The organism is Streptomyces sp. NPDC048606, from assembly GCF_040650855.1.
Classification (GTDB): Bacteria; Actinomycetota; Actinomycetes; order Streptomycetales; family Streptomycetaceae; genus Streptomyces.
The window spans coordinates 26064-46468 of record NZ_JBEZIB010000048.1 but is presented as its reverse complement, the minus strand read 5'-3'; the positions used below and the strand labels follow the sequence as shown (position 1 = coordinate 46468).

Here is a 20405-nt window from a genome sequence, read left to right as displayed (position 1 = left end):
GTGGACGGCCGCCGACCAGCGCACCGCCCGCGCCTCCATGGCCTCGGAAGCCGCCCGTCTGCGACCCCGGGGCGGCGGGCCCGTCGCCCGTCAGGAGGAGCGGCGCCGCAGCCGCGTCGTCAGGTGGTGTTGCAGGGGCTGCCCCACCGCCGCCATGTCGTGGACCACCGTCAGCAGGTCCCCGTCCAGGGCGTAGTGCCGGCGCGTCGCGGTGACCTCCTTGGCCAGCGGGGTCAGCGCCACGTCCTTCGTCTCGATCTCGATCTCCGTACCCGACACCGCGCCCACGTACGTCTCGACGATTCCCGTCGGGTGGGCGAGCACGACCTCCAGCCCGGCGTCCGGCGTCACCCGCCACCAGCCCGCCTCGCGCCCGGCCGGACGGACCGGCGCCCCGTCCCCGTCCACCAGCCAGGCACGGGCCTCGTAACGCAGGAACGGCCGCCCGTCGTGGCTGAAGGTCACCTCCTGCTCGTACCGGAAGTCCTGCTCCAGGGTGGGGTAGTGGCCCTCCCCCCGACCGTGCCAGCGCCCCAGCAGCGCCAGCACCGGCGTCAGCTGGGGGTGCGGCGGGGCGCCCTCGCCGAGGACGTGGCTGTCGGGGTACGGATTCTCCTGCACCGAATCGAACATGTTCACCTTGTCTGTTCGTGGATGACGTCGCTCGCGCGCCCCGGACCAGCCCTGCCCGCGCGCCCGGACCGCGCCGCCTGGCACCGTACCCCGGCGGGGGAGCGGACGGCGCACGTCCGGTGCGCACACCGCCCCCGCGCGCTCGACCGGCCGGCACGCGGCGTCCTCACATCGTGTGACGTTCGAATCCGGGCGGCCCCGTCGCCCGCCGGGCCGCCGTGCGCCGGGTCGACCCTGGCCCGCAGACCGGCACGTCCGGTTCCCCCGGGTGAGAAGGAGAAGCGGCCATGGACTTCACCAAGCTGGCGCCCCCGTTGGCGGCGGTCTACGAACGCTACGAACAGCAGGGCCGTCGACGCGCCCCGCTCGCCCCCCAGGCCCGCACCCTCGGCCTGGTCTCCGTACGCGAACGGGCCAAGCCGCTGCGCATGGTGGTGTCCCTCATCTGTGATCCCGAGGCCGACCTCGGGCAGGGCCCGGACGAACACGGCCTCGGGGACGGCGTGGTGGTCAACGCGGGCGGTCGCACCGTCCGCACCGCCATCGTCGCCCTGGACGCGCTCGAACGCCTCGCCGCGCACCCCGCCGTGCGGCGCATCGTGCCCTCCACGCGCCTGCGGCCGTGCCTGAACCTGGCTCAGGAGAAGGTCCACGTACAGCGGTTCCGGGAGAGTTCCGGCACCGACGGCCAGGGCGTCGTCGTCGGCGTGGTCGACACCGGCATCGACCCCCGCCACCCGGCGTTCGCCGGCCGGATCGACCGGATCTGGGACCAGACGATCCGCGGCGGCGACGGGGTGCCGGAGGGCCGGTACGGCGCCGAGTTCCGCCAACCCCAGCCGGGCGCGGGGGCTTCGGGCACGCTGTCCCGGGACGTGGAGGGGCACGGCACCCACGTGGCGGGCATCGCCGCCGGGACGAGCGGGGTCGCCCCCGGATCCCGTCTGGTGATCGTGAAGACCGACTTCCAGGACGCGCACATCATCGACGCCGTCCAGTACGTCTTCCGGGTGGCGCGCGACCTCGGGCTGCCGGCCGTGGTCAACCTGAGCCTCGGCGGGCACTCCGACCCGCACGACGGGACCGACGCCATGTCCCGGGCGATCGAGGAGGAGTCGGGGCCGGGCCGGATCGTGGTGTGCGCCGCCGGGAACGAGGGCGACGACGACATCCACGCCCGCCTGCGGATCGCGGAGGGCGCGGTGCGCTCCGTCCCCTGCCATCCGGGGATCCTCGACGGCGAGCCGGACGTCTTCGCGCTCAACGGCTGGTACGGGGGCGGCGACCGCTTCGAGATCGCGATGGCCACCCCCTCCGGCGTGACGACGCCCTTCCGGCCGGTGCGCACGTCGGCGAGCCCCGCGGCGGAGTTCGAGCTGGACGAGGGCCTGGTCCAGATCGTCACCCCCGGCCCCAGCCCGGACAACGGGGACGTCAACTTCTTCGTGCAGGTCCAACCGGAGCCGCTCGGTCCCGGGGCGCCCCGGGGCCCGTGGCGGCTGCTGGTGCGCGGGGAGAGCGTCGCCGACGGGACGGTCGACGTGTGGATGCTCGGGGGCCCCGACGCGCGGCCCCAACCGCAGTTCAGCGGGCCGGTCGTGCACGACGCGCTGAAGATCGGCTCGCCGGGGGCGGCCCCCTCGGCGGTCACGGTCGCCGCCGCCACCACCCGTACGGAGTGGAAGGACATCGACGGCGTCGAGGAACGGGCCCCCTGGCTGGAGCTCGGCGACATCGCCTCCTTCAGCAGCGAGGGGCCGCTGCGCGACGGGACGCCCAAGCCGGACGTCGCGGCGCCCGGCGCCATCATCATCTCCTCGCTGTCGCGCGACGCCCGCGACCAGCCGCGGGAGTTCATCACGAGCCCGCGCGACGTCGGGATGCAGGGGACGAGCATGGCCTCCCCGTTCATCGCGGGGATCGCGGCGCTGGTGCTGGAACGCGACGCGACCTGCGACCCCGAGGGGTTCAAGGAGCTGCTGAAGGCCAACGCCCGCGTGCCCGGCGGCGGTGCGGGGACCTTCCACCCGAAGTGGGGCCACGGGCTCCTCGACGCCACCGGTCTTTGAGCGTCGGCCGATGGACTACGGGAAGCTCGACGCGGCCCTCTCCCTCGCCGTGGACGCCGAGGGCCGCGACCCGGCCGCCCGGGACCTGTCGGTCCTGGTCCGGCTCACGCAGCGGCCGTCGCCCGAGCAGTGGCAACGGCTGAGGGGGGCCGGGGTGGAGGGGGCGGACGGCGAGGGTCCGGACCGTACGGTGCTCACCGGCACCCTCTCGCGCCGGGACGTGGAGTCCCTGTCGGCCGAGCCGTGGGTGCACTCCCTCTCCCTGTCCGGGAGCCGCCGCCCGACGCGGTGACCCGTCCGGGCCCGTCCGGTCCGGTCCCGGCCCCGACGCGCCGGGTGCCCTCGGCGGCGCGTCGGCCCGGGTGCGGGAGGGTGGGGTCGAGCAGGGTACGGGGAGGGCCCGCACCCAGGAGGAGGCTTCCCATGAACTGGACGCTGGAGGTCGTCCCGGTCCCCGTCACGGACGTGGACCGGGCGAAGGCGTTCTACGCCGACGCGGTCGGCTTCGCCGTCGACGTGGACGACGAGGTGGCGCCCGGCACGCGCGTCGTGCAGCTGACCCCGCCCGGCTCCCGGTGCTCGATCGCGCTGCTGGAGGGCATGCCGCCCGCGCCGGGGACGAGGACGATGGCCCCGGGCACCCTGCACGGTCTCCAACTGTGCGTCACCGACATCGAGGCGGCCCGGGCCGCGCTGCTGGACCGGGGGGTCGAGGTCTCCCCGGTCCGGCACGTCGGGGCCACGGGCTGGGAGGAGGGCAAGGGCGGCACCTGGAACTCGTTCCTGACCTTCGAGGACCCCGACGGCAACGGCTGGGTCGTCCAGGAGGCCCCGAGCGAGCTGTCCCGGCGCTGAGCTGTCCCGGCGCTGAGGCGGCCCGGGGCCCGGCGGACCGCCGGTCAGCGACCGCTGTCGGCCAGGACCGTCGGCGGGGCGTCGCGCTGGTGGGGGAGCGTCGGCACCGGCGCGCCCCCGTCGGCGTGGTGGAGGGAGACCGTACGGGTGGGGGCGGGGATCGAGATGCCCTCGGCCCGGTAGCGCCGGTGCAGCCGCTTGATGAACTCGTGCTTGATGCGGTACTGGTCGCTGAACTCGCCGACCCCGAGGATCACGGTGAAGCCGATCCGGGAGTCCGCGAAGGTGTGGAAGCGGACGGCCGCCTCGTGGCCGGGGTCGGCGCCGAGGACGTCGGCCATCACCCCGTCGACCACGTCCAGCGTCACCCGCTCGACGTGCTCCAGGTCGCTGTCGTAGCCGACGCCGACCTGCACGAGGATGGTCAGCTTCTGTTCCGGCTGCGTGTAGTTGGTCATGTTGGTCTTGGCCAACCGGCCGTTGGGGATGATGACCAGGTTGTTCGACAGGTTGCGCACCACGCTGTTGCGCCAGTTGATGTCGACGACGTAGCCCTCCTCGCCGCTGCTCAGACGGATGTAGTCGCCCGGCTGGACGGTCTTCGAGGCGAGGATGTGGACGCCCGCGAAGAGGTTGGCGAGCGTGTCCTGGAGCGCCAGGGCCACGGCGAGACCGCCGACGCCGAGGGCGGTGACCAGCGGTGCGATGGACACCCCGACGGTCTCCAGGGCGACCAGGACGCCCATCGTGAGGACCACGACGCGCGTGATGTTCACGAAGATGGTGGCCGAGCCGGCGACCCCGGTACGGGAGGCGGCCACGGCCCGGACGAGCCCGGCGACGACCCGGGCCGCCGTCAGCGTCGCGATGAAGATCAGCAGGGCGGTGAGGGTCTGGTTCACCACCCCCGAGATCCGCGCGGTCAGCGGCAGCGCCGAACCCGCCACCGCCGCGCCGGCGATGACGGCCGCCCAGGGGGCGAGCGAGCGCAGCGCGTCGACGATGACGTCGTCCCCGCTCCAACGCGTGCGGCTCGCGTGCTTGCCGAGCCACTTCATCAGCACCCGCAGCAGCAGGGCGGCGACGCAGCCCGAGGCCAGGGCGATGGCGGCCACGATCCAGTCGTGGAGGACGAGGTCGCGGGTCAACGGACCGCCTCCGATCGGCCCGCGGCCGCTCCGGAGGGCGAAGCGGAGGCGAGGGGTGTCGCCGGGCGCCGTATGTGTCGTGTCGTCACCTTGTCACCTGTCGGGTCGTGTTGCGTGGTGTCCCCGTTCGGACGCGTGTGCGCGATCGGAACGGAATGCCATCCTCTCCCATACGGTCACGGCCCTCGCAGGGGGGCGGACGGGACACCGGTGACGGCCCCTCAGGCGGTGCGGTAGCGCGCCTCGATGCCCTCGACCACCAGCCGCAGCCCCTCCTCGAACCCCGCGTCGTAGTCCTGGAAGAGGTCGGCGCCCGCCGCCGCGGCGAGCGGGAAGGCGGCCATGCGCGCCGCGCGTTCGGCCACGTCGAAGCCCTCCCGGCGCTCGCCCGGCAGGGGCTGGACGCCCTGTTCCTCGGTGACGAAGCCGAGGGTGAAGAGGTAGGTCGTGGTGGTGGCGCGCACCGCCTGCGGCAGCGTGAAACCGGCCCCGACCAGGGCGGCGAGCTCCGCCTCCATCCGCTCCGCGTGCTCGGTGCCGGTGAAGCGGGTGCCGCTGAAGACCTTCGCGCCGTCGCGGTAGTCCAGCAGGGCCGCGCGCAGGCCCCGGTTGGCCTCCAGGAGCCGTTCGCGCCAGTCGGCGTCGGGGGCGGGGCGCCCCCGCGCGACCATCCGGCGGTACATCTCCGTCGCCATCTCGTCGAGCAGGTCCTGCTTGTTCTTGAAGTGCCAGTACAGGGCGGGGGCCTGGACGTCCAGCTCCTTGGCGATGGCCCGCAGGCTCAGCCCGTCCAGGCCGACCTCGTTCAGCAGGCGCAGCGCGGTCTCGACGGCCTGCTTCTTGTCCAGCCTGGGGGATCTGCGAGTAGCCACGGCGACAGCTTAACGGCCGCCGCGCTTGACGGCTTAACGCTGTTAAGTGCACCCTCGGACGGTCATGTACTTAACGGTGTTAAGGAGTGGGATCGTGGACACGGACGTACTGATCGTCGGAGCCGGAGCGGCCGGACTGGCGCTCGCCGTCGACCTCGCCCGCCGGGGCACCCGCGCCCTCGTCGTGGAGCGCTCCGCGACGCTCTTCCCGGGCTCGCGCGGCAAGGGCCTCCAGCCCCGCACCCTGGAGGTCCTCGACGACCTCGGCGTGGGCGAGGAGATCCGGGCCGCCGGCGGCCCCTACCCGGTCGGCATGATCTGGCAGGACGGGCGCCGCCGCGGCGAGTACCGGATGTTCGACGAGAACGACCTCGACGAGGGCTCCGCCCACCGCGAGCCCTGGATGGTTCCCCAGTGGCGCACCCAGGAGATCCTCCACGCCCGCCTGCGCGAACTGGGCGGCGAGGTGGCCTTCGGCCGGGAACTGACCGGCGTCGCGCAGGACGCGGACGGCGTGACCGCCGCCTTCGCCACCGGTGCCCCCGTACGCGCCCGCCACCTCGTGGCCGCCGACGGGGGCCGCTCCACCGTGCGCCGCGCCCTCGCCATCCCCATGACCGGCGAGGAGGTGGACCCCCACCCCATGCTGGTCGCCGACGTACGCATCGAAGGCCTCGACCGCGACAACTGGCACGTCTTCCCGCCCTCGGACACCGCCGACTTCCTCGCGATCTGCCCGCTCGCCGGCACCCGGGACTTCCAGATCGCCGCACGCTTCCCCGCGGGCACCCGGATCGACACCGGCCCCGAAGGCGTCCGCGCGACCATCGCCGCCCGCACCCACCTGGCCCCCGAGGACGTGACCGAGGTGCGCTGGGCCTCGGACTTCCGACCCCGCGCCGCGCTGGCCGACCGCTTTCGCGACGGCCGCGTCCTCCTGATCGGCGACGCCGCCCACGTCCACTCGCCCGCCGGCGGCCAGGGACTGAACACCAGCGTCCAGGACGCCTACAACCTGGGCTGGAAACTGGCGGCCGTCCTCACCGGCGCCGCCGACGCCGCCCTCCTCGACACCTACGAGCACGAACGCCGACCCGTCGCCGCCGACATGCTCGGCCTCACCACCCGCATCCACCGCGGCGAGGCCCGACGCGGCGCCGCCACCCGCCAGCTCGGCCTCGGCTACCGCCGCTCCCCGATCTCCGTGGAGACCCGCCCCGACCTGCCCGAGGACGCCCTGCGCGCGGGCGACCGGGCCCCCGACGGCGCCCCCGGCGGCATCCGCCTCTTCGACGCCTACCGGGGCCCCCACTGGACCCTGCTCGCCGTCGGCCCCCACGCCGAGCCGCCCCACCTCCCCGGCGTCCCCACCGTACGGATCCCCTCGTACGCGCCCTACGGCGACGGCCTCTTCCTCGTCCGCCCCGACGGCCACCTCGGCTGGGTCGGCCACAGCCCCCGGGAGGCGGCCCGCTACGCCGCGGCCTTCGTCCGCCCCTGACGCCCGCACGCCCCCTGACGCCCGTACGCCCCCGACACCCCGACACCGCGCCGCCGCGCGGCCGGGCCGGCCCCGCACACCCGCCGGGGATTCATCCGCCCGGCCGCGCAACGGATGCCGGGCGGACACCCCGGATGCAGGCTGTGGCCAGGACAGCCGTCACCACACAGACGAGGACCGTGCCATGACGACCCACCGCCGGCGCATCGGCGTCATCACCGGGGCCGCCGCACTGCTGCTCACCGCCACCGCCTGCTCGGGCCTCGGGCGCAGCACCGTCGGCATGCTGAGCTTCCGCTCGCACGACTCGCCGGTCGAGGTGAGCTACTCCAACACCCTGGTACGGGGCTGCCACCCCATCGCCCTCCCCGAGGGCGCCGCCCACGTGGAGAACAACACCCTCGTCGACATCGTCCTCTACCGCTCCCTCGACTGCGCGAAGGAGGACGAGGACCGCCCCGAGGGCACCTACGTGGCCACCACCCTCTCGAACGTGACGGCCCCCCACACCCGGCCCTGGCGCAGCTTCCGCGTGATCCACTGACCCCCGCGTCCGCGTCCGTGCCCGGGCCGGCCTCCGCGACCGTCACCCGGAGGCCCGCGCCGGCCCCCCGTCGAGCCGTACGAGGGCCCGCTCGCGGTGCGACAGCGGCGGACCCGACAGCGGCGGCAACAGCGGCCCGCGCGCGGCGCCCAGCAGGACCCGCGGCCGCACCAGCGTCGCCAGCGGCGCCTGGAGCGAGGTCACGGCCGTCAGGTCCCGCACCATCGCGAAGTCCCCGCAGCTCGTGCGCACCAGCCGGTCGACGTACCCGGCCACCACCCGGTCCCGGCGGCTCGGCCCGCCGCCCCGCACCCCGGGGAAGAACACGTCCTGCCCCACCGCGAGGTCCCACGCGGCGGAGACGGGCCGGGCCACGGCCCGCTGCACCCGGCGCGCCAGCCGCGGCGCCTCCACCCCGTCCACCCGCACCAGGTTCCGCAGGACCAGCGCCGCCCGCGCGGCGGCCGACATGCCGTGCCCGTAGAGCGGGTTGAACACGGCCAGCGCGTCCCCGAGGACCACGAACCGCTCCGGCCAACGCCGCACCCGCTCGAACATGCGCCGCGTGTTGCGGGTGCTGCGGCTGACCGCCACGTCCGTGAGCGGCTCCAGCCGCGAGATGATCTCGCCGACGATCGGGTGGCGCAACCCCCGCGTGAAGGACTCGAAGTCCGCGGCCGCCCCGCTCGGTTCGCCCCCTCGGGTGCCCACCGCCGTGACGATCCACCGCCCGCCCTCGACGGGCAGGATGCTCGCGCCCTGCCCGGGACGCCCGGTCCGCGGCAGCGGGTGCACGGCCACGATCGGGAAACCCTCGGCCCCCTCGGGGGCGCGGAAGACCCGCGTCGCGTACACCAGACCCAGGTCCAGGGAGCGTTCCGGCGCGGCCGGCACCCCCAACGCCCGCAGGAACGCGGGAGCCCGCGACCCCCGACCGCTCGCGTCGACCACGAAGTCCGCCTCCAGGACCTCCTCGCGACCGTCGGCCCCGCGCACCCGCACCCCGGTGATCCGCAGCGCGCTGCCGACGAGGCCCACCACCCGCCTGCGCTCCAGCACCCGCACGCCCGGGCGGGCCGTCAGCGCCTCGCGCAGCACGGCGTCCAGGAGCGGACGGGTGCACGCGATCACGAAATGGGTCTCGGCCCGACCCCAACGCCGGAACCAGCCCTGCGCGCTGAAGCCGACCATCCCGGTGGGGATCGGCACGCGCCGCGCCCCCGCCGCCAGCCACCGGTCGGTCACCCCGGGCAGCAGCTGCTCGGCGGCCCGCACCCCACCGCTCCAGAACAGGTGCGCGTGCCGGCCCTGGGGCAGCCCCCGGCGCGCCGCCGTCCCGTCGGAGAGCCCGTCGCCGTCGAGCACGAGGACCTCGTCCACCACGTCGCGCAGCGCCGCGGCGGCCAGGGCGCCGGCCAGGCTCCCGCCGATGACGACGGCCCGTCGCCGCCCGAACGGGGACCGGAGGTCGCGAGGGTCGGTCATGTCACCGCTCTCCGGGGTGTCGCGGGCGGACGGGGCGAGTCGGGGGCCGCGTCGAGCACCGCGAGGACGCGCACCGCGTCGGACAGCCGGACCAGTTTGTCGTCGTCGCCCTGGAGCATGGTCTCGAACCCGCCGGACCCGGGATCCACCGCACCGGGACGCAGCGTCCGGTACGCCGCCACCACCAGGGAGACGTACCGCGCCGACCCGGGCGCGAGACCGCCCGCGCCCGTCGGCCCGCCGCCCCGCCCGGGGGCCGCCTGCGCCGAGGGCCCGCCGTCGGGCCGGACGCCGAACTCCCCGGCCGGTTCCGTCTCCCGCTCCAAATAGGGCGTCAGCAGCCGCAGCCCGTCGCGGATGTCGCAGGTCCGGCGCAGGTGCCGCTTGCCGAGCGAGGACCACCACGGCAGGCGCACCAGCTCGTACGGGGTCACCGCGCGCGTGATCCGCCACAGCGGACCCAGCCGCTTGTACTGCGACCAGGCCCGCCACTGCCGGGCCACCCCGTGCCCGACGGACGGCAGGGCCAGGCCCACGCACTGGAACAGCGAGGCCACCGAGGCGACCACCGGCGCCACCGTCGTGCTCATGACGTCCCAGTCGTGGTCCGTCCAGCGCGCGCCCACGGCCGCCAGTTTGCACGTGTCATAGACGAGCGCGAGGGCGGACCCGTACACGATGATCAGCAGCCCGACGCGCAGCAGTCCCGCCACGTCGCGCGCCCAACGCCGGCACAGCGAGGCCAGGATCGCGCTCGCCGACGCGTGCGCCAGCAGGTACAGCACGATCATCTCGCGGACGAACGGCGTGTTCGCGTAGTACGTGTCGAAGTCCCGCAGCCGCTCGTCGGGCGCCTCCCCGAGCGCGAACAGCGTGAACAGCGTCGCGATCAGGACCCCGTAGGCGCCGACGCACCAGCGGGTGGCGGAGCGACGCCGCTCCTCGGGGCCGCCCCGCCAGGTGATCGTCAGATTGACGAGGGCGGCGCTGAGGGCCGCGACGATCCCGTACACCAGGGGGGCCGAGAAGTTCGCCACGCCCGTCAGCGCGTTCACCTTGGCCACCGTCGGCGGCGCCGCGAAGAAGAACACGGCGGCGGCCAGGGGCAACAGCACCGACACCGAACGGACCAGTGGATCGCGCCAGTACCGCAGCACCCCCGGCCCGCGCAGCGCGAAGGCCGCGAACAGCAGGGCGACGAGGACGTAGTAGTGCGCGTTGTTCATGAGGTGCCCCCTGAGGCTCGGACACCACGCGGCCCGGCTCCGTTGCCGGCGGGGGTGTGTGACAGTGACTGCGAGATCCGGACGAGATCGCCGTACTCGCCCGTCCCTTCCTGCAGACCGCGCGACGACGTGATCACCCGCCGCTCGGGATCCGCGCGCAACGCGCGCACGGCGGCCAGCAACATGGCGGCGTCGGCGCCGGCCGACGCCTCGTCCGGGCACGCGCCGCGCGCCCGGGCCGCCTCGAACACGCGGGCGCGCAGCCCGAGGTCGAAGTACGGGTTCAGGGTGAGCAGACCGTCACGGATCGCGGACTCGCGCTGGAGCCGACGTACGCCCACGGGGCAGAGCAGCACCATCCGCACCGTCGTGGCGCGCGGCGCGAGGTTCCCCACCAGCCGCGAGAGGGGCCCCAACCGCCGGTAGCGGGTCCAGTCCCGCCAGGGCTCGCGCAGCCGCTGCACGACCAGCGGCACCCCGAAGGCGAACGCCACCAGGGGGGCCGCCGCCGCGCTGAGGGCGCGGGCGACATCGGTGCTCAGCACGTCCCAGTCGAGGCCCGCCCACCGTGCGCCGACGGCGGCGAACTTGCACAGGGCGTAGCCGAGGGTGAGCGCGTATCCCGCCATCATGAGGGCCAGCCCCGCCCGGAGCTCTCCCGTGACGTGCGGCAACCAGCGCCAACACAGCGATGACATGGTCACGGCCGCCGCTCCGTGGGCCAGCAGATAGAGGACGATCATCTCACGGATGTACGGGGTGTTCGCGTAGTACGTGTCCAGGTCGCGCAGCCGCTCGACCGGCGCGTCCCCGAGCGCGAACAGGACGAACAGGGCCACGCTCAGGGCCGCGTAGCCCGCGACGCAGCCCCGACTGGCCCGCCGGATGCGCTCGGGCGGACCCCCGCGCCAGTTGATGACCAGCACGATCCCCGAGCCGGAGCACGCCATCACCCAGGTGTAGACGAAGGGGGCCGCGAGGTTCGGGATCCCGCTCACCGCGTTGACCTTCGCGATCATCGGGACGGCCCCGAAGAAGAAGACCCCGGTGGTGGAGAACAGGAACGCCGTCACGGCCCGCAGCAGCGGGTCGCGGGGATCGCGCAGCAGGCTGGGCAGCCGCATCAGGATCGCCACGGCCCCCAACACCGACGGGATCAGGAAGAGGGGATCCGACACCGTCAGCCTCTGCCGCCCGGATGGCCGAGGGCGGCCCCGATCCGTCCGGAGGTCGTCCCCCGGTCGAAGGGGGTCGGGCCGGGTGCAGCCAGCAGGTGCTGCACCGCGTGCGCCAGTTCCAGGCCGTACTGCTCGGCCGCCTCTTCCTCCCGCTGCTGCCGGCGGGCCCGGGACCCGTCCCGTTCCACCAGCGCGGGGCTCTGCCGGCCGGCCACCGACAGCACCGAGGTCACCACGCCGCGCAGGTCGGCGTCGTGGTCGAGGAGCCGGGCGGCCACGGAACCCTCGTCGAGGTGCTGGTGACAGTGCCCCAGCTCCAGGTGGCGCAGTTCGTGTCCGGTGATGATGACCTGGTGGTCGGGAGCGGTCAGCTTCTCCACGATGACCAGGTCGCGCTCGCCGAGGTCGAGGGCGAGACCGCTGGCGGTACCCGGCGGGAAGGAGGTCGTGCGGAACTCGATCCGCCGCCCGCGCCGCCGGCCCATGGCCTCGCACAGCGCCCGGCACACGGCCTCGCCCGACGCGGGCGCCTCCAGGTGGCCGACCGCCTCCACCAGGGCGCCGACCGACTGCCGCATCTCCCGTTGCCTGAACACACCGATCATCGCCGTCCCCCATGCCTTCGTGCCTCGTGCCCTGATGCCTTCGTGCTCCGGTGCCGTCGTGCCGTCGTGCCTTCGTGTTCTCGACCCCGCGCGCCGACGCGTGGCCCCGCCTCCCCGCCTTCCCGTACGCGGCCTTGACCACCCTCCCGGACCGGTCCGCGGCCCCGGAAGGCCGCGTACGCGCCGGGGCGCCGCTCCCGTCCCGCCGACGGCACACGCGGCCGACTCTGTCACGGGGCCGGCGGCAAGACCGCCCGTCCCCGGCCAACATGGCGCCGTCTGGCGGGAAACCTACGCTACTGCCCGCCCCGGGCCGGCGCGGCTCCGGGGCGGCGCCGACCGCGGACCGCCGGTTCTCCACCGCCCGCCCCGGTGCCGCCCGGCCGGTGCCGCCTGCCCCGGGCCGCCCGGCCCACGGTGCCGCCCGGCCCACGGGGCCGCTCAGCCGGGGAGGTCCGCCTCGGCCGCCGCCGCGGCGACGGCCAGCAGGTCCGCCTCCCGGCCGGCGGGGGCGACCAGTTGCAGCCCGACCGGCTCCCCGGCGGCCGTGAACCCGGCGGGCAGGCTGATCGCGGGATGCCCGCTGATGTTGAACGCCCAGGTCAGGGCCACGCTCATGACCTCGCCCGGTCCTTCGTGGCCGTGCGGCGGGTTGGGGGTGGTCGGCGTGGCCAGCAGGTCGGCGCGGGCGAACACCGCGTCCAACTCCGCCCGCAGGGCGGCCCGGCAACGCTCCGCCTCCCGCCCGTCGGTCGCCGTCCCGGTCCCGTCCCCCTTCCCGGACCGGCGCAGGTCATGCCAGGCGCGCGCCGGATCGGTGAGGCGTACGGGGAACTCCCGAGGGGTCACGGCCCGGACGGCGACCAGGGCCTCCAGGAAGGCGAGGGCCGTGGCGGAGACGGCCCCGTCGGTCGCGGCGAGGCCCAGCGTCGGGGACCAGACGACGGCCGGCGGCCGGGCGGGCGGTCGGGGGGCGGGTCCCACGGGGGAGCCCGTCAGCACGTCCAGGTAGCGCGCCGCGTCGCACGCGTGCCGGGCCAGGGGCCCGGCGACGTTCAGGCCGGCGCGGTCCCGGGACGGCGCCCGGCCGTTGGTCGGCTTGAGCCCGACGACCCCGCACCAGGCGGCCGGGATGCGTACCGATCCGGCGCCGTCGCTGCCCGTGGCCAACGCCACCATCCCGGCCGCCACGGCGGCGGCCGAGCCGGCGGAGGAACCGCCCGGACTGCGCAGCGGATCGTACGGGTTGAGGGTGGGGCCGTCGGGAGTCGCGCCCCAGGTCTGCCACCGCGTGCCCCGGCCGGGGGTGGAGGTCGCGCCGACCGGCACGCAGCCGGCCGCCAGCAGCAGGGCCGACTGTCGGGACGTCAGCCCCTCGGTGTCCTTGACCGCCAGCGGCACCCCGGCCAGCGGGAGCCGCTCGCCCGCCCGGACCCGCCGGGCGACGTCGGCGGCCCGTCCGGCCGCGATGCGGGGCCACACGGCGGTGAAGGCCCGCACCCGGGGGTCGCGCGCGGAGATCCGGGCCAGCGCCTCCTCGGCGGGCGCGCCGGCCGGGACCCGGCCCGCGTTGACGTCGGCGGCCACCGCGCAGGCGCACGGGTCCTGGTCGGAACCCCCCGACGGAACACCCACCGCGCCACCTCCCGATCCGCCCCGGACCGTCCCGCCGGAGCCGGCCCGATCATCGCACCCCGCCGCCGGCGGCGCCCCGAGGGGTGGGGGGATCGCCCCGACGCACCGGCCGCCCCGACGCACCGGCCGTCCCGACGCACCGGCCGTCCCGACGCACCGGCCGTCCCGAGGCGTCGACGCCCCGATGCGCCGGCCGCCCCGGCACGACCCGTCCCGACGCGCCACCCGCCCCGGCACCGGCCGTCCCGCCGCCACCCGCCCCGGCGCCGGCCGCCCCCGCTCACGGTTCCCGGTCACCCGTCCGGGACCGCACGGCCTGCGCCGCCGGTCTCACGGTGCACGTCTCGGTGGACCTGCCCGACCCGGGAGCGGCGTACCCGGGGCACGTCCGGGCCTGGGGCCCGCCGATGCGGAACGCTCCCCTCCCCACCCGTGGCCGGCCGGGTCGCACTGCATAGGCTTCGGTCATGAGCACGCCACCTCCCCCGGGCCCCGCCGGCCCGTACGGACCCCCGCCGCCCCAACAGCCCCCGCAGCAACCCCACCCGTACGGTGGTCAACAGCCCTACGGCGGGCAGCCGCCGACGCCCTACGGCGGACAGCAGCCCTACGGCGCCCCGCAGCAGCCGTACCCGCAGCAGCCGTACCCCGGCCAGGGCGGCTGGGGGCAGCCGCCGATGGGCCCGCCGCCGCGCAAGAGCCGTACCGGCCTCGTGATCGGCATCGTCGTGGCCTCGCTCGCCGGCCTCGGCATCGCCGGCTTCGCGGTGAACCGGCTGGCCGCCGCCGGGAAGGCGGTGAGCGGAGCCGGCTTCCCCGCGGCCACGCACCGCCTCACGGTGCCCAAGACGCTGGTGGACGGGAAGTTCGCCCTGGTCGAGGACCTGTCCCAGACCCAGGGCGCCGCCGCCCTCAAGGGCACCTGGGACCCGAGCGTCCGCGACGCCCGGCCGGCGGTCGGGCAGTACACCGCGGGTTCGCCCACCGAGGCGAGCGTCCTCGTCATGTCCGGCATGTACGGGCAGTTCAAGGACCCGGCGCGGGCCCGCAGGAAGATGGCGGAGGGCGCCGCGGAGGCGGACGGCGCCAAGGTCGCCGTCCCCGCGCGCGACGTCACCCCGCAGGGCTCCGACACCACGCTGACCTGCCAGGTGCTGACCTCGACGCAGAACGGGGCCACCGCGACCCTGCCCATGTGCGCCTGGGCCGACGGGAACACGGGCGCCTCGGTCGCGGTCGTCACCCCCGAGACGGCGAGCCGGGCCCCCTCGTCCGTCGACCTCGACGAGGTCGCCGCGCTCACCCTCAAGGTCCGCGCCGAGGCCCGACAGCCGATCGGCTGATCCCGTCGGGGCGCCGCCCGGGGCCCGCCGGCGCGGTGCCCCGTCCCGCCGCCCGCCCGGTGGCACGGGGCCCCTCCGGGGGACCCGTCCGCCGCCCGCCGTCATCCGTGCGGACGCTCCGTGACCCTCGTCTCACCGAAGCGCCGGCGCTTGTCTATGCAACGAGTTGCATAGAAGGATCGGGGCATGGCGCTCGAGCACGCGATCCTCGTCTCCCTCCTGGAGAAGCCCGGCTCCGGCTACGAGCTGGCCCGTCGGTTCGACCGGTCCATCGGCTACTTCTGGACCGCGACCCACCAGCAGATCTACCGCGTCCTCGGGCGCATGGTGGACGACGGCCGGCTCGACGTCCTCGACGTCGCGCAACGGACGAGGCCGGACAAGAAGGAGTACTCCGTCACCGCCGCGGGCCGCGAGACCCTCGCGGCCTGGCTGCGCGAGCCGATCCGGCCCGACAGCGTCCGGCACGAACTGGCCGTGAAGATCCGGGGCGCGGCCTACGACGACCCGGCGGCGCTGATCCGCGAGGTCGAGCGGCACCACCGGGAGCACACCGACCGGCTCACCCACTACCTGGCCGGGGAACTGCGCGACTTCACCGGCCCGGACGCCCCCGCGCCGGGCGATCCCGGCCCGGAACTGCAACACGTCGTGCTGCGCGGCGGCATCGCCTACGAACGCATGATGCTGGCCTGGCTGGACGACGTCCTCGCCACGCTGCACCGCCTCGCCGCCGCCCGCTGACCCCGGCGGCCGCGCGCTCCGGCGCCCCCTGTCCCGAGGCCCCTGAGGCCCCCGGGCGCACCTCCCGGCGCGGCCGGCTCCGCCACCCGGACCCGGCCCGCCCCGCCCGCGCCGCACCCGCTTCTGCCTCCGATCTCCGATCTCCGAAAGGCGACCCCTCATGACCGACCCGCTGCTGTTCAACCCGAACACCTACGACCCCGCCCACTTCGACCCCGAGACCCGCCGCCTGCTGCGGGCCACCGTCGACTGGTTCGAGGCCCGCGGCAAGCGCCGGCTGATCGAGGACTACCGCACCCGCGCCTGGCTGGCGGACTTCCTCGCGTTCTCCGCCAAGGAGGGCCTCTTCGCGACCTTCCTGACGCCGGCCTCCGCCGCCGGCGAGGGGGAGTCGGACAAGCGCTGGGACACCGCCCGCATCGCCGCCCTGAACGAGATCTTCGGCTTCTACGGCCTGGACTACTGGTACGCCTGGCAGGTCACCATCCTCGGCCTCGGCCCCGTGTGGCAGAGCGACAACGAGGCCGCCCGCACCCGCGCGGCCGAACTGCTGCGCGAGGGCGAGGTGTTCGCCTTCGGCCTGTCCGAGAAGACGCACGGCGCCGACATCTACTCGACCGACATGCTCCTGGAGCCCGACGGCGCGGGCGGCTTCCGCGCCACCGGCTCCAAGTACTACATCGGCAACGGAAACGCCGCCGGCCTCGTCTCCGTCTTCGGCCGTCGCACCGACGTGGAGGGCCCCGACGGGTACGTCTTCTTCGCCGCCGACAGCCGCCACAGCGCCTACCGGCTCGTGAAGAACGTCGTCGACTCCTCCAAGTTCGTCAGCGAGTTCCGCCTGGAGGACTACCCGGTCGCCGCCGAGGACATCCTGCACACCGGCCGGGCCGCCTTCGACGCCGCGCTGAACACCGTCAACGTCGGCAAGTTCAACCTGTGCACGGCCTCCATCGGCATCTGCGAGCACGCGATGTACGAGGCCGTCACCCACGCCCACGGCCGCGTCCTCTACGGCCGCCCCGTCACCGCCTTCCCGCACGTGCGCCGCGAACTCGCCGACGCCTACGTGCGCCTGGTCGGCATGAAGCTGTTCAGCGACCGGGCCGTGGACTACTTCCGCACCGCCGGGCCCCACGACCGCCGTTACCTCCTCTTCAACCCGATGACGAAGATGAAGGTGACCACGGAGGGCGAGAAGGTCATCGACCTCATGTGGGACGTCATCGCCGCCAAGGGCTTCGAGAAGGACAACTACTTCGCCCAGGCGGCCGTCGAGATCCGCGGCCTGCCGAAGCTGGAGGGCACGGTCCACGTCAACCTCGCACTCATCCTGAAGTTCATGCGCAACCACCTCCTGGACTCGGCCGAGTACGCCGCCGTGCCGACCCGCCTGGACTCGGCCGACGACGCGTTCCTCTTCCGCCAGGGCCCGGCCCGTGGTCTGGGCTCCGTGCGCTTCCACGACTGGCGCCCCGCCTACGACGCGTACGCGAACGTGCCCAACGTGGCCCGCTTCCGCGAACAGGCCGACGCCCTGTGCGAGTTCGTCGCCACCGCGGCCCCGGACGAGGAGCAGAGCCGCGACCTCGACCTGCTGCTCGCCGTCGGCCAGCTCTTCGCGCTGGTCGTGCACGGCCAGCTGATCCTGGAGCAGGCCCGCCTGACCGGACTCGACGAGGACGTCCTCGACGAGCTGTTCTCCGTCCTCGTACGCGACTTCTCCGCGCACGCGGTCGAGCTGCACGGCAAGGACTCCGCCACCGGGGCGCAGCAGGAGTGGGCCCTCGGCGCGGTCCGCCGCCCCGTCGTCGACGCCGACCGCGCGGCCCGCGTCTGGGCCCGCGTCGAATCGCTGGCCGGCGCCTACGAGATGGCTCCCTGACACCCGTGACACCCCGCCCGGGGCGGCCCCGCCGCCCCGGGCGTTCCCCGGCCGCCCCGGCCGCGGGTGCGACGGGCCGGGCCGTCAGGCCTCGCGCCCCGCGCCGCCGCCCCGGTACCCCGCGACCACCGTGGCCGCGGCCACGAGCAGCGCCACCGCCACGGTGCGCAGCGCCACCCCCATCGCGTCGGTGAACGCCGCCACCTGCGCCGGATCCGTCGGGTCCCCCCGGAACCGGGAGGCCAGCACCGTCCCGACCACCGCCACGCCGAGCGCCGCCCCGATCTCCCGCGCGGCCGTGTTGATCCCGGCCCCCAGCCCCGCCTGGTGCGCGGGCAGGGAGGCGACCACGCTGAGGGTCAGGGAGGGCGCGCAGAGCCCCGTACCGACCGACAGCACCAGCAGGTGGAGGGCGTACACCGCGTACGGCGTGTCCGCCCCCACCGTCGACACCAGCAGCAGTCCCGCGCCGATCAGCCCGAGCCCCAGGCCGACGGGCAGCCGGGGCCCCACCCGCTCCTGCAGGCGCGCCCCGTACCGGGGCACCACCGCCATGCCGACGGTCAGCGGCACGATCGCGAGACCGGTCACGGCGGGGGAGAAACCCTTGGCGTACTGGAGGTACTGCGCGTTGACGAAGAACAGGGCGAACAGCCCGAAGAAGGCCGCGCCGATGCCGAGCGCGCCGGCCCTGAGGCGGCGCGAGAGGAAGATCCGGGGATCGAACAGCGGCCGTGCGGCGCGCAGTCCGCGCACGACGAACAGGGCCAGCAGACCGGCGCCCGCCCCGAAGGCGGATCCCACGCGGACCGAGGTCCAGCCGTACCCGGGACCCTCGATGATCCCGTAGACGAGGGCGAGCAGCGCCGCCGCGAGCAGCAGGGCGCCCAGCGGGTCGACGGCGGCCTCGGGGCGCGCGGGCGTACGGGGCACCGTGCGGGCGACCGCGAGCGCCAGCAGCGCGGCGAGCGGGACCACGGCCCAGAACAGGGCGCGCCAGGTCAGGAACTCCCCGGCCAGACCGCCGCCCACGTTCCCGGCGAGCCCCCCGAGTCCCGCGGCGAGCGTCCAGGTGGCCAGGGCCCGCCCGCGCTGTTCGGGCGGTGACAGGTGCACCAGTACGGACATGGTGGCGGGCATGATCAGGGCGGCCCCGGCGCCGCACAGCCCGCGCCCGGCGATCAGCACGGCCGGATCCCCGGCCAGGGCGCTGACGGCGCCCCCGACCGCGAACAGGGCGAGTCCGCCGAGCAGGGCCCCCTTGCGCCCGTAGCGGTCGCCCAGGGCCCCGGCCGGGATCAGCAGGGCGGCGAACACGATCACGTACGCGTCGACCGCCCACAGCAGTTCGCCCGCACCGGGGCGCAGGGAGGAGGCGGCGAGCTGGGGGATCAGCAGGTTGACGGCGGCGACCATGCCCTGGGCGACGAGGACGCAGGCGCACAGCGTCAACAGGGCGGGCCGCGACAGTCCGGACGCGGCGGGCGCCGACGGGTGGCGGTCGCGCGCGCGGGGCGAGGCGGCGGTCTCACCCGTGCCGGACGGATCGTCCGGGGCCGGTGTGCGGGCATGACGGAGCACGGCTCCTCCAGGGAGTCGAAGCGATCGGGTGGTGGAAGCGGGGGAGGGCGGGCGGATTCGGCCCGGCGACCGGCCCCGCCGTCCACCGTAGGGTGGCGCTGACCTGCTTTCCAGTGCATGTTCCGCAAGGGGTGTATGCGTGTGACGCAATCGAGTACGGGGTTGGACCTGAACCTGCTGGTCGCCCTCGACGTCCTGCTGGAGGAGTCCAGCGTCTCCCGCGCCGCCGCCCGGCTCCACCTCTCCGAGCCCGCCATGAGCCGCACCCTGGGCCGCATCCGCAAGGCCCTCGGCGATCCGGTGCTGGTGCGCGCGGGCCGCTCGATGGTCCCCACCCCGCACGCGCTGGCCGTCCAGGGCGAGGTCCGCGCCGTCGTCGAGCGGGCCCGCGCCCTGTTCCTCGCGGGCGGACGCGTCGACCTGACCACCCTGACCCGCACCTTCACCGTCCTGGCCCACGACGCCTTCGCCGCCTCCTTCGGGGCCGAACTCTTCGGCCGGGTGGGCCGGGAGGCCCCGGGCGTGCGGCTGCGGTTCCTTTCGGAGAGCCACGTGGACGTGCCCGCGCTCCGCGAGGGCATCGCCGACCTGGAGATCGGCGTCATCGACACCCGCTCGCCCGAGGTGCGCATCGAGCACCTCCACGACGAACGCATGCTGGGCGTCGTCCGCACGGGCCATCCGCTGCTGCGCGGCCGACTCACCGCGCGCCGCTTCGCCGCCGGGGAGCACCTGATCGTCTCCCGGAGGGGCCGCATGCAGGGCCCGATCGACGCCGCCCTCGCCGAACGCGGCCTGACGCGCCGGGTGGTGGGCAGCGTCGGCTCCTTCCCCGCGTCCCTGTTCGTCCTGCGGGAGACCGACCTGATCGGCCTGATCGCCACCCAGGCCGCGCCGCAGGCCGAGGCCCTCGGCCTGGTGACGTTCGAAGTCCCCCTGGAACTGCCGCCGCTGCCCTTCGGCATCGCCTGGCACCCACGCCACGACGCCGACCCGGCACACGCCTGGCTGCGGGCCTGCGCCCGCGACCTGGTGCCGGGGGCGGAGGCGGGGGCGGGGGCGGGGGGCCGTGCGGGCGGCGAGGGGTCCGGGGCACGATGA

At 75.2% G+C, this 20405-nt stretch carries 18 protein-coding genes; 9 read left to right on the top strand and 9 right to left on the bottom strand.

The annotated features are described in order from the left end of the window. Positions 1–90: 90 nt before the first annotated feature. Entirely contained in the window at positions 91–633 is a 543-nt protein-coding gene (locus AB0D01_RS35330; protein ID WP_363062681.1) for an FABP family protein, read from the bottom strand. Between the two features lie 287 nt (positions 634–920). On the opposite strand from AB0D01_RS35330, the gene AB0D01_RS35325 reads away from it, so the two are divergent. The 3 genes from AB0D01_RS35325 (at position 921) to AB0D01_RS35315 (ending at position 3557) form a co-directional block, all read left to right on the top strand. Continuing rightward, entirely contained in the window at positions 921–2702 is a 1782-nt protein-coding gene (locus AB0D01_RS35325; protein ID WP_363062679.1) for a S8 family serine peptidase, read from the top strand. A 10-nt stretch (positions 2703–2712) separates the two neighbouring features. Further along, positions 2713–2994 (top strand): hypothetical protein, encoded by a 282-nt coding sequence (locus AB0D01_RS35320; protein ID WP_363062677.1) that lies wholly within the window; start codon positions 2713–2715, stop codon positions 2992–2994. Positions 2995–3125: 131 nt separating this feature from the next. Next, positions 3126–3557 (top strand): VOC family protein, encoded by a 432-nt coding sequence (locus tag AB0D01_RS35315; RefSeq protein WP_363062675.1) that lies wholly within the window; start codon positions 3126–3128, stop codon positions 3555–3557. A 44-nt stretch (positions 3558–3601) separates the two neighbouring features. On the opposite strand, the gene AB0D01_RS35310 is transcribed toward AB0D01_RS35315, so the two are convergent. After that, positions 3602–4705, bottom strand: coding sequence for a mechanosensitive ion channel family protein (locus AB0D01_RS35310; RefSeq protein ID WP_363062673.1), 1104 nt, complete (start codon positions 4703–4705; stop codon positions 3602–3604). Positions 4706–4926: 221 nt separating this feature from the next. Beyond that, complete coding sequence (locus tag AB0D01_RS35305) at positions 4927–5577, bottom strand: TetR/AcrR family transcriptional regulator C-terminal domain-containing protein (protein WP_363062671.1); 651 nt, start codon at positions 5575–5577, stop codon at positions 4927–4929. Positions 5578–5671: 94 nt separating this feature from the next. Here AB0D01_RS35305 and AB0D01_RS35300 point away from each other — a divergent pair, with 94 nt between their 5' ends. Both AB0D01_RS35300 and AB0D01_RS35295 read left to right on the top strand, forming a co-directional pair. Next, positions 5672–7078, top strand: a complete 1407-nt coding sequence (locus tag AB0D01_RS35300) for an FAD-dependent monooxygenase (protein WP_363062669.1) — start codon at positions 5672–5674, stop codon at positions 7076–7078. A gap of 184 nt (positions 7079–7262) precedes the next feature. After that, positions 7263–7622: a hypothetical protein gene (locus AB0D01_RS35295; protein ID WP_363062667.1), complete on the top strand. Its 360-nt coding sequence runs from the start codon at positions 7263–7265 to the stop codon at positions 7620–7622. 42 nt (positions 7623–7664) lie between these two features. Here AB0D01_RS35295 and AB0D01_RS35290 read toward each other — a convergent pair whose 3' ends face one another. The 5 genes from AB0D01_RS35290 to AB0D01_RS35270 all read right to left on the bottom strand — a co-directional run bounded on the left by AB0D01_RS35290 (position 7665) and on the right by AB0D01_RS35270 (position 13751). Beyond that, complete coding sequence (locus tag AB0D01_RS35290; RefSeq protein ID WP_363062665.1) at positions 7665–9107, bottom strand: FAD-dependent oxidoreductase; 1443 nt, start codon at positions 9105–9107, stop codon at positions 7665–7667. Further along, positions 9104–10333 (bottom strand): MAB_1171c family putative transporter, encoded by a 1230-nt coding sequence (locus AB0D01_RS35285; protein WP_363062663.1) that lies wholly within the window; start codon positions 10331–10333, stop codon positions 9104–9106. The genes AB0D01_RS35290 and AB0D01_RS35285 overlap by 4 nt, the downstream gene beginning before the upstream one ends. Further along, the gene (locus tag AB0D01_RS35280; protein WP_363062661.1) at positions 10330–11511 is read right to left on the bottom strand and encodes an MAB_1171c family putative transporter; all 1182 of its coding nucleotides are present in this window, start codon (positions 11509–11511) and stop codon (positions 10330–10332) included. Before AB0D01_RS35280 ends, AB0D01_RS35285 begins: the two co-directional genes overlap by 4 nt. 2 nt (positions 11512–11513) lie before the next feature. Continuing rightward, complete coding sequence (locus AB0D01_RS35275) at positions 11514–12116, bottom strand: toxin-antitoxin system, toxin component (protein ID WP_363062659.1); 603 nt, start codon at positions 12114–12116, stop codon at positions 11514–11516. A gap of 441 nt (positions 12117–12557) precedes the next feature. Continuing rightward, positions 12558–13751, bottom strand: coding sequence for an amidase (locus tag AB0D01_RS35270; protein WP_363062657.1), 1194 nt, complete (start codon positions 13749–13751; stop codon positions 12558–12560). Between the two features lie 467 nt (positions 13752–14218). On the opposite strand from AB0D01_RS35270, the gene AB0D01_RS35265 reads away from it, so the two are divergent. The 3 genes from AB0D01_RS35265 (at position 14219) to AB0D01_RS35255 (ending at position 17723) form a co-directional block, all read left to right on the top strand. Further along, on the top strand, positions 14219–15094 hold the full coding sequence (locus tag AB0D01_RS35265) for a hypothetical protein (protein WP_363062655.1): 876 nt from the start codon (positions 14219–14221) through the stop codon (positions 15092–15094). 186 nt (positions 15095–15280) lie between these two features. After that, positions 15281–15838 (top strand): PadR family transcriptional regulator, encoded by a 558-nt coding sequence (locus AB0D01_RS35260; RefSeq protein WP_363062653.1) that lies wholly within the window; start codon positions 15281–15283, stop codon positions 15836–15838. A gap of 160 nt (positions 15839–15998) precedes the next feature. Further along, positions 15999–17723: an acyl-CoA dehydrogenase family protein gene (locus tag AB0D01_RS35255; RefSeq protein ID WP_363062651.1), complete on the top strand. Its 1725-nt coding sequence runs from the start codon at positions 15999–16001 to the stop codon at positions 17721–17723. Between the two features lie 84 nt (positions 17724–17807). Here the strand turns inward: AB0D01_RS35255 and AB0D01_RS35250 are convergent, their stop codons facing one another. Continuing rightward, positions 17808–19193 carry an MFS transporter gene (locus AB0D01_RS35250; protein WP_363062693.1) on the bottom strand — a complete coding sequence of 462 codons (1386 nt, stop codon included), beginning with the start codon at positions 19191–19193 and terminating at the stop codon, positions 17808–17810. A gap of 246 nt (positions 19194–19439) precedes the next feature. On the opposite strand from AB0D01_RS35250, the gene AB0D01_RS35245 reads away from it, so the two are divergent. Continuing rightward, positions 19440–20405: a LysR family transcriptional regulator gene (locus tag AB0D01_RS35245; protein WP_363062649.1), complete on the top strand. Its 966-nt coding sequence runs from the start codon at positions 19440–19442 to the stop codon at positions 20403–20405.

Excerpts from the sequence above, each read along its gene's own strand:
- AB0D01_RS35330 (WP_363062681.1), bottom strand. The coding sequence starts at position 633 with ATGTTCGATTCGGTGCAGGAGAATCCGTACCCCGACAGCCACGTCCTC.
- AB0D01_RS35325 (WP_363062679.1), top strand. The coding sequence starts at position 921 with ATGGACTTCACCAAGCTGGCGCCCCCGTTGGCGGCGGTCTACGAACGC.
- AB0D01_RS35320 (WP_363062677.1), top strand. The coding sequence starts at position 2,713 with ATGGACTACGGGAAGCTCGACGCGGCCCTCTCCCTCGCCGTGGACGCC.
- AB0D01_RS35315 (WP_363062675.1), top strand. The coding sequence starts at position 3,126 with ATGAACTGGACGCTGGAGGTCGTCCCGGTCCCCGTCACGGACGTGGAC.
- AB0D01_RS35295 (WP_363062667.1), top strand. The coding sequence starts at position 7,263 with ATGACGACCCACCGCCGGCGCATCGGCGTCATCACCGGGGCCGCCGCA.
- AB0D01_RS35290 (WP_363062665.1), bottom strand. The coding sequence starts at position 9,107 with ATGACCGACCCTCGCGACCTCCGGTCCCCGTTCGGGCGGCGACGGGCC.
- AB0D01_RS35285 (WP_363062663.1), bottom strand. The coding sequence starts at position 10,333 with ATGAACAACGCGCACTACTACGTCCTCGTCGCCCTGCTGTTCGCGGCC.
- AB0D01_RS35275 (WP_363062659.1), bottom strand. The coding sequence starts at position 12,116 with ATGATCGGTGTGTTCAGGCAACGGGAGATGCGGCAGTCGGTCGGCGCC.
- AB0D01_RS35265 (WP_363062655.1), top strand. The coding sequence starts at position 14,219 with ATGAGCACGCCACCTCCCCCGGGCCCCGCCGGCCCGTACGGACCCCCG.
- AB0D01_RS35260 (WP_363062653.1), top strand. The coding sequence starts at position 15,281 with ATGGCGCTCGAGCACGCGATCCTCGTCTCCCTCCTGGAGAAGCCCGGC.
- AB0D01_RS35255 (WP_363062651.1), top strand. The coding sequence starts at position 15,999 with ATGACCGACCCGCTGCTGTTCAACCCGAACACCTACGACCCCGCCCAC.
- AB0D01_RS35245 (WP_363062649.1), top strand. The coding sequence starts at position 19,440 with ATGCGTGTGACGCAATCGAGTACGGGGTTGGACCTGAACCTGCTGGTC.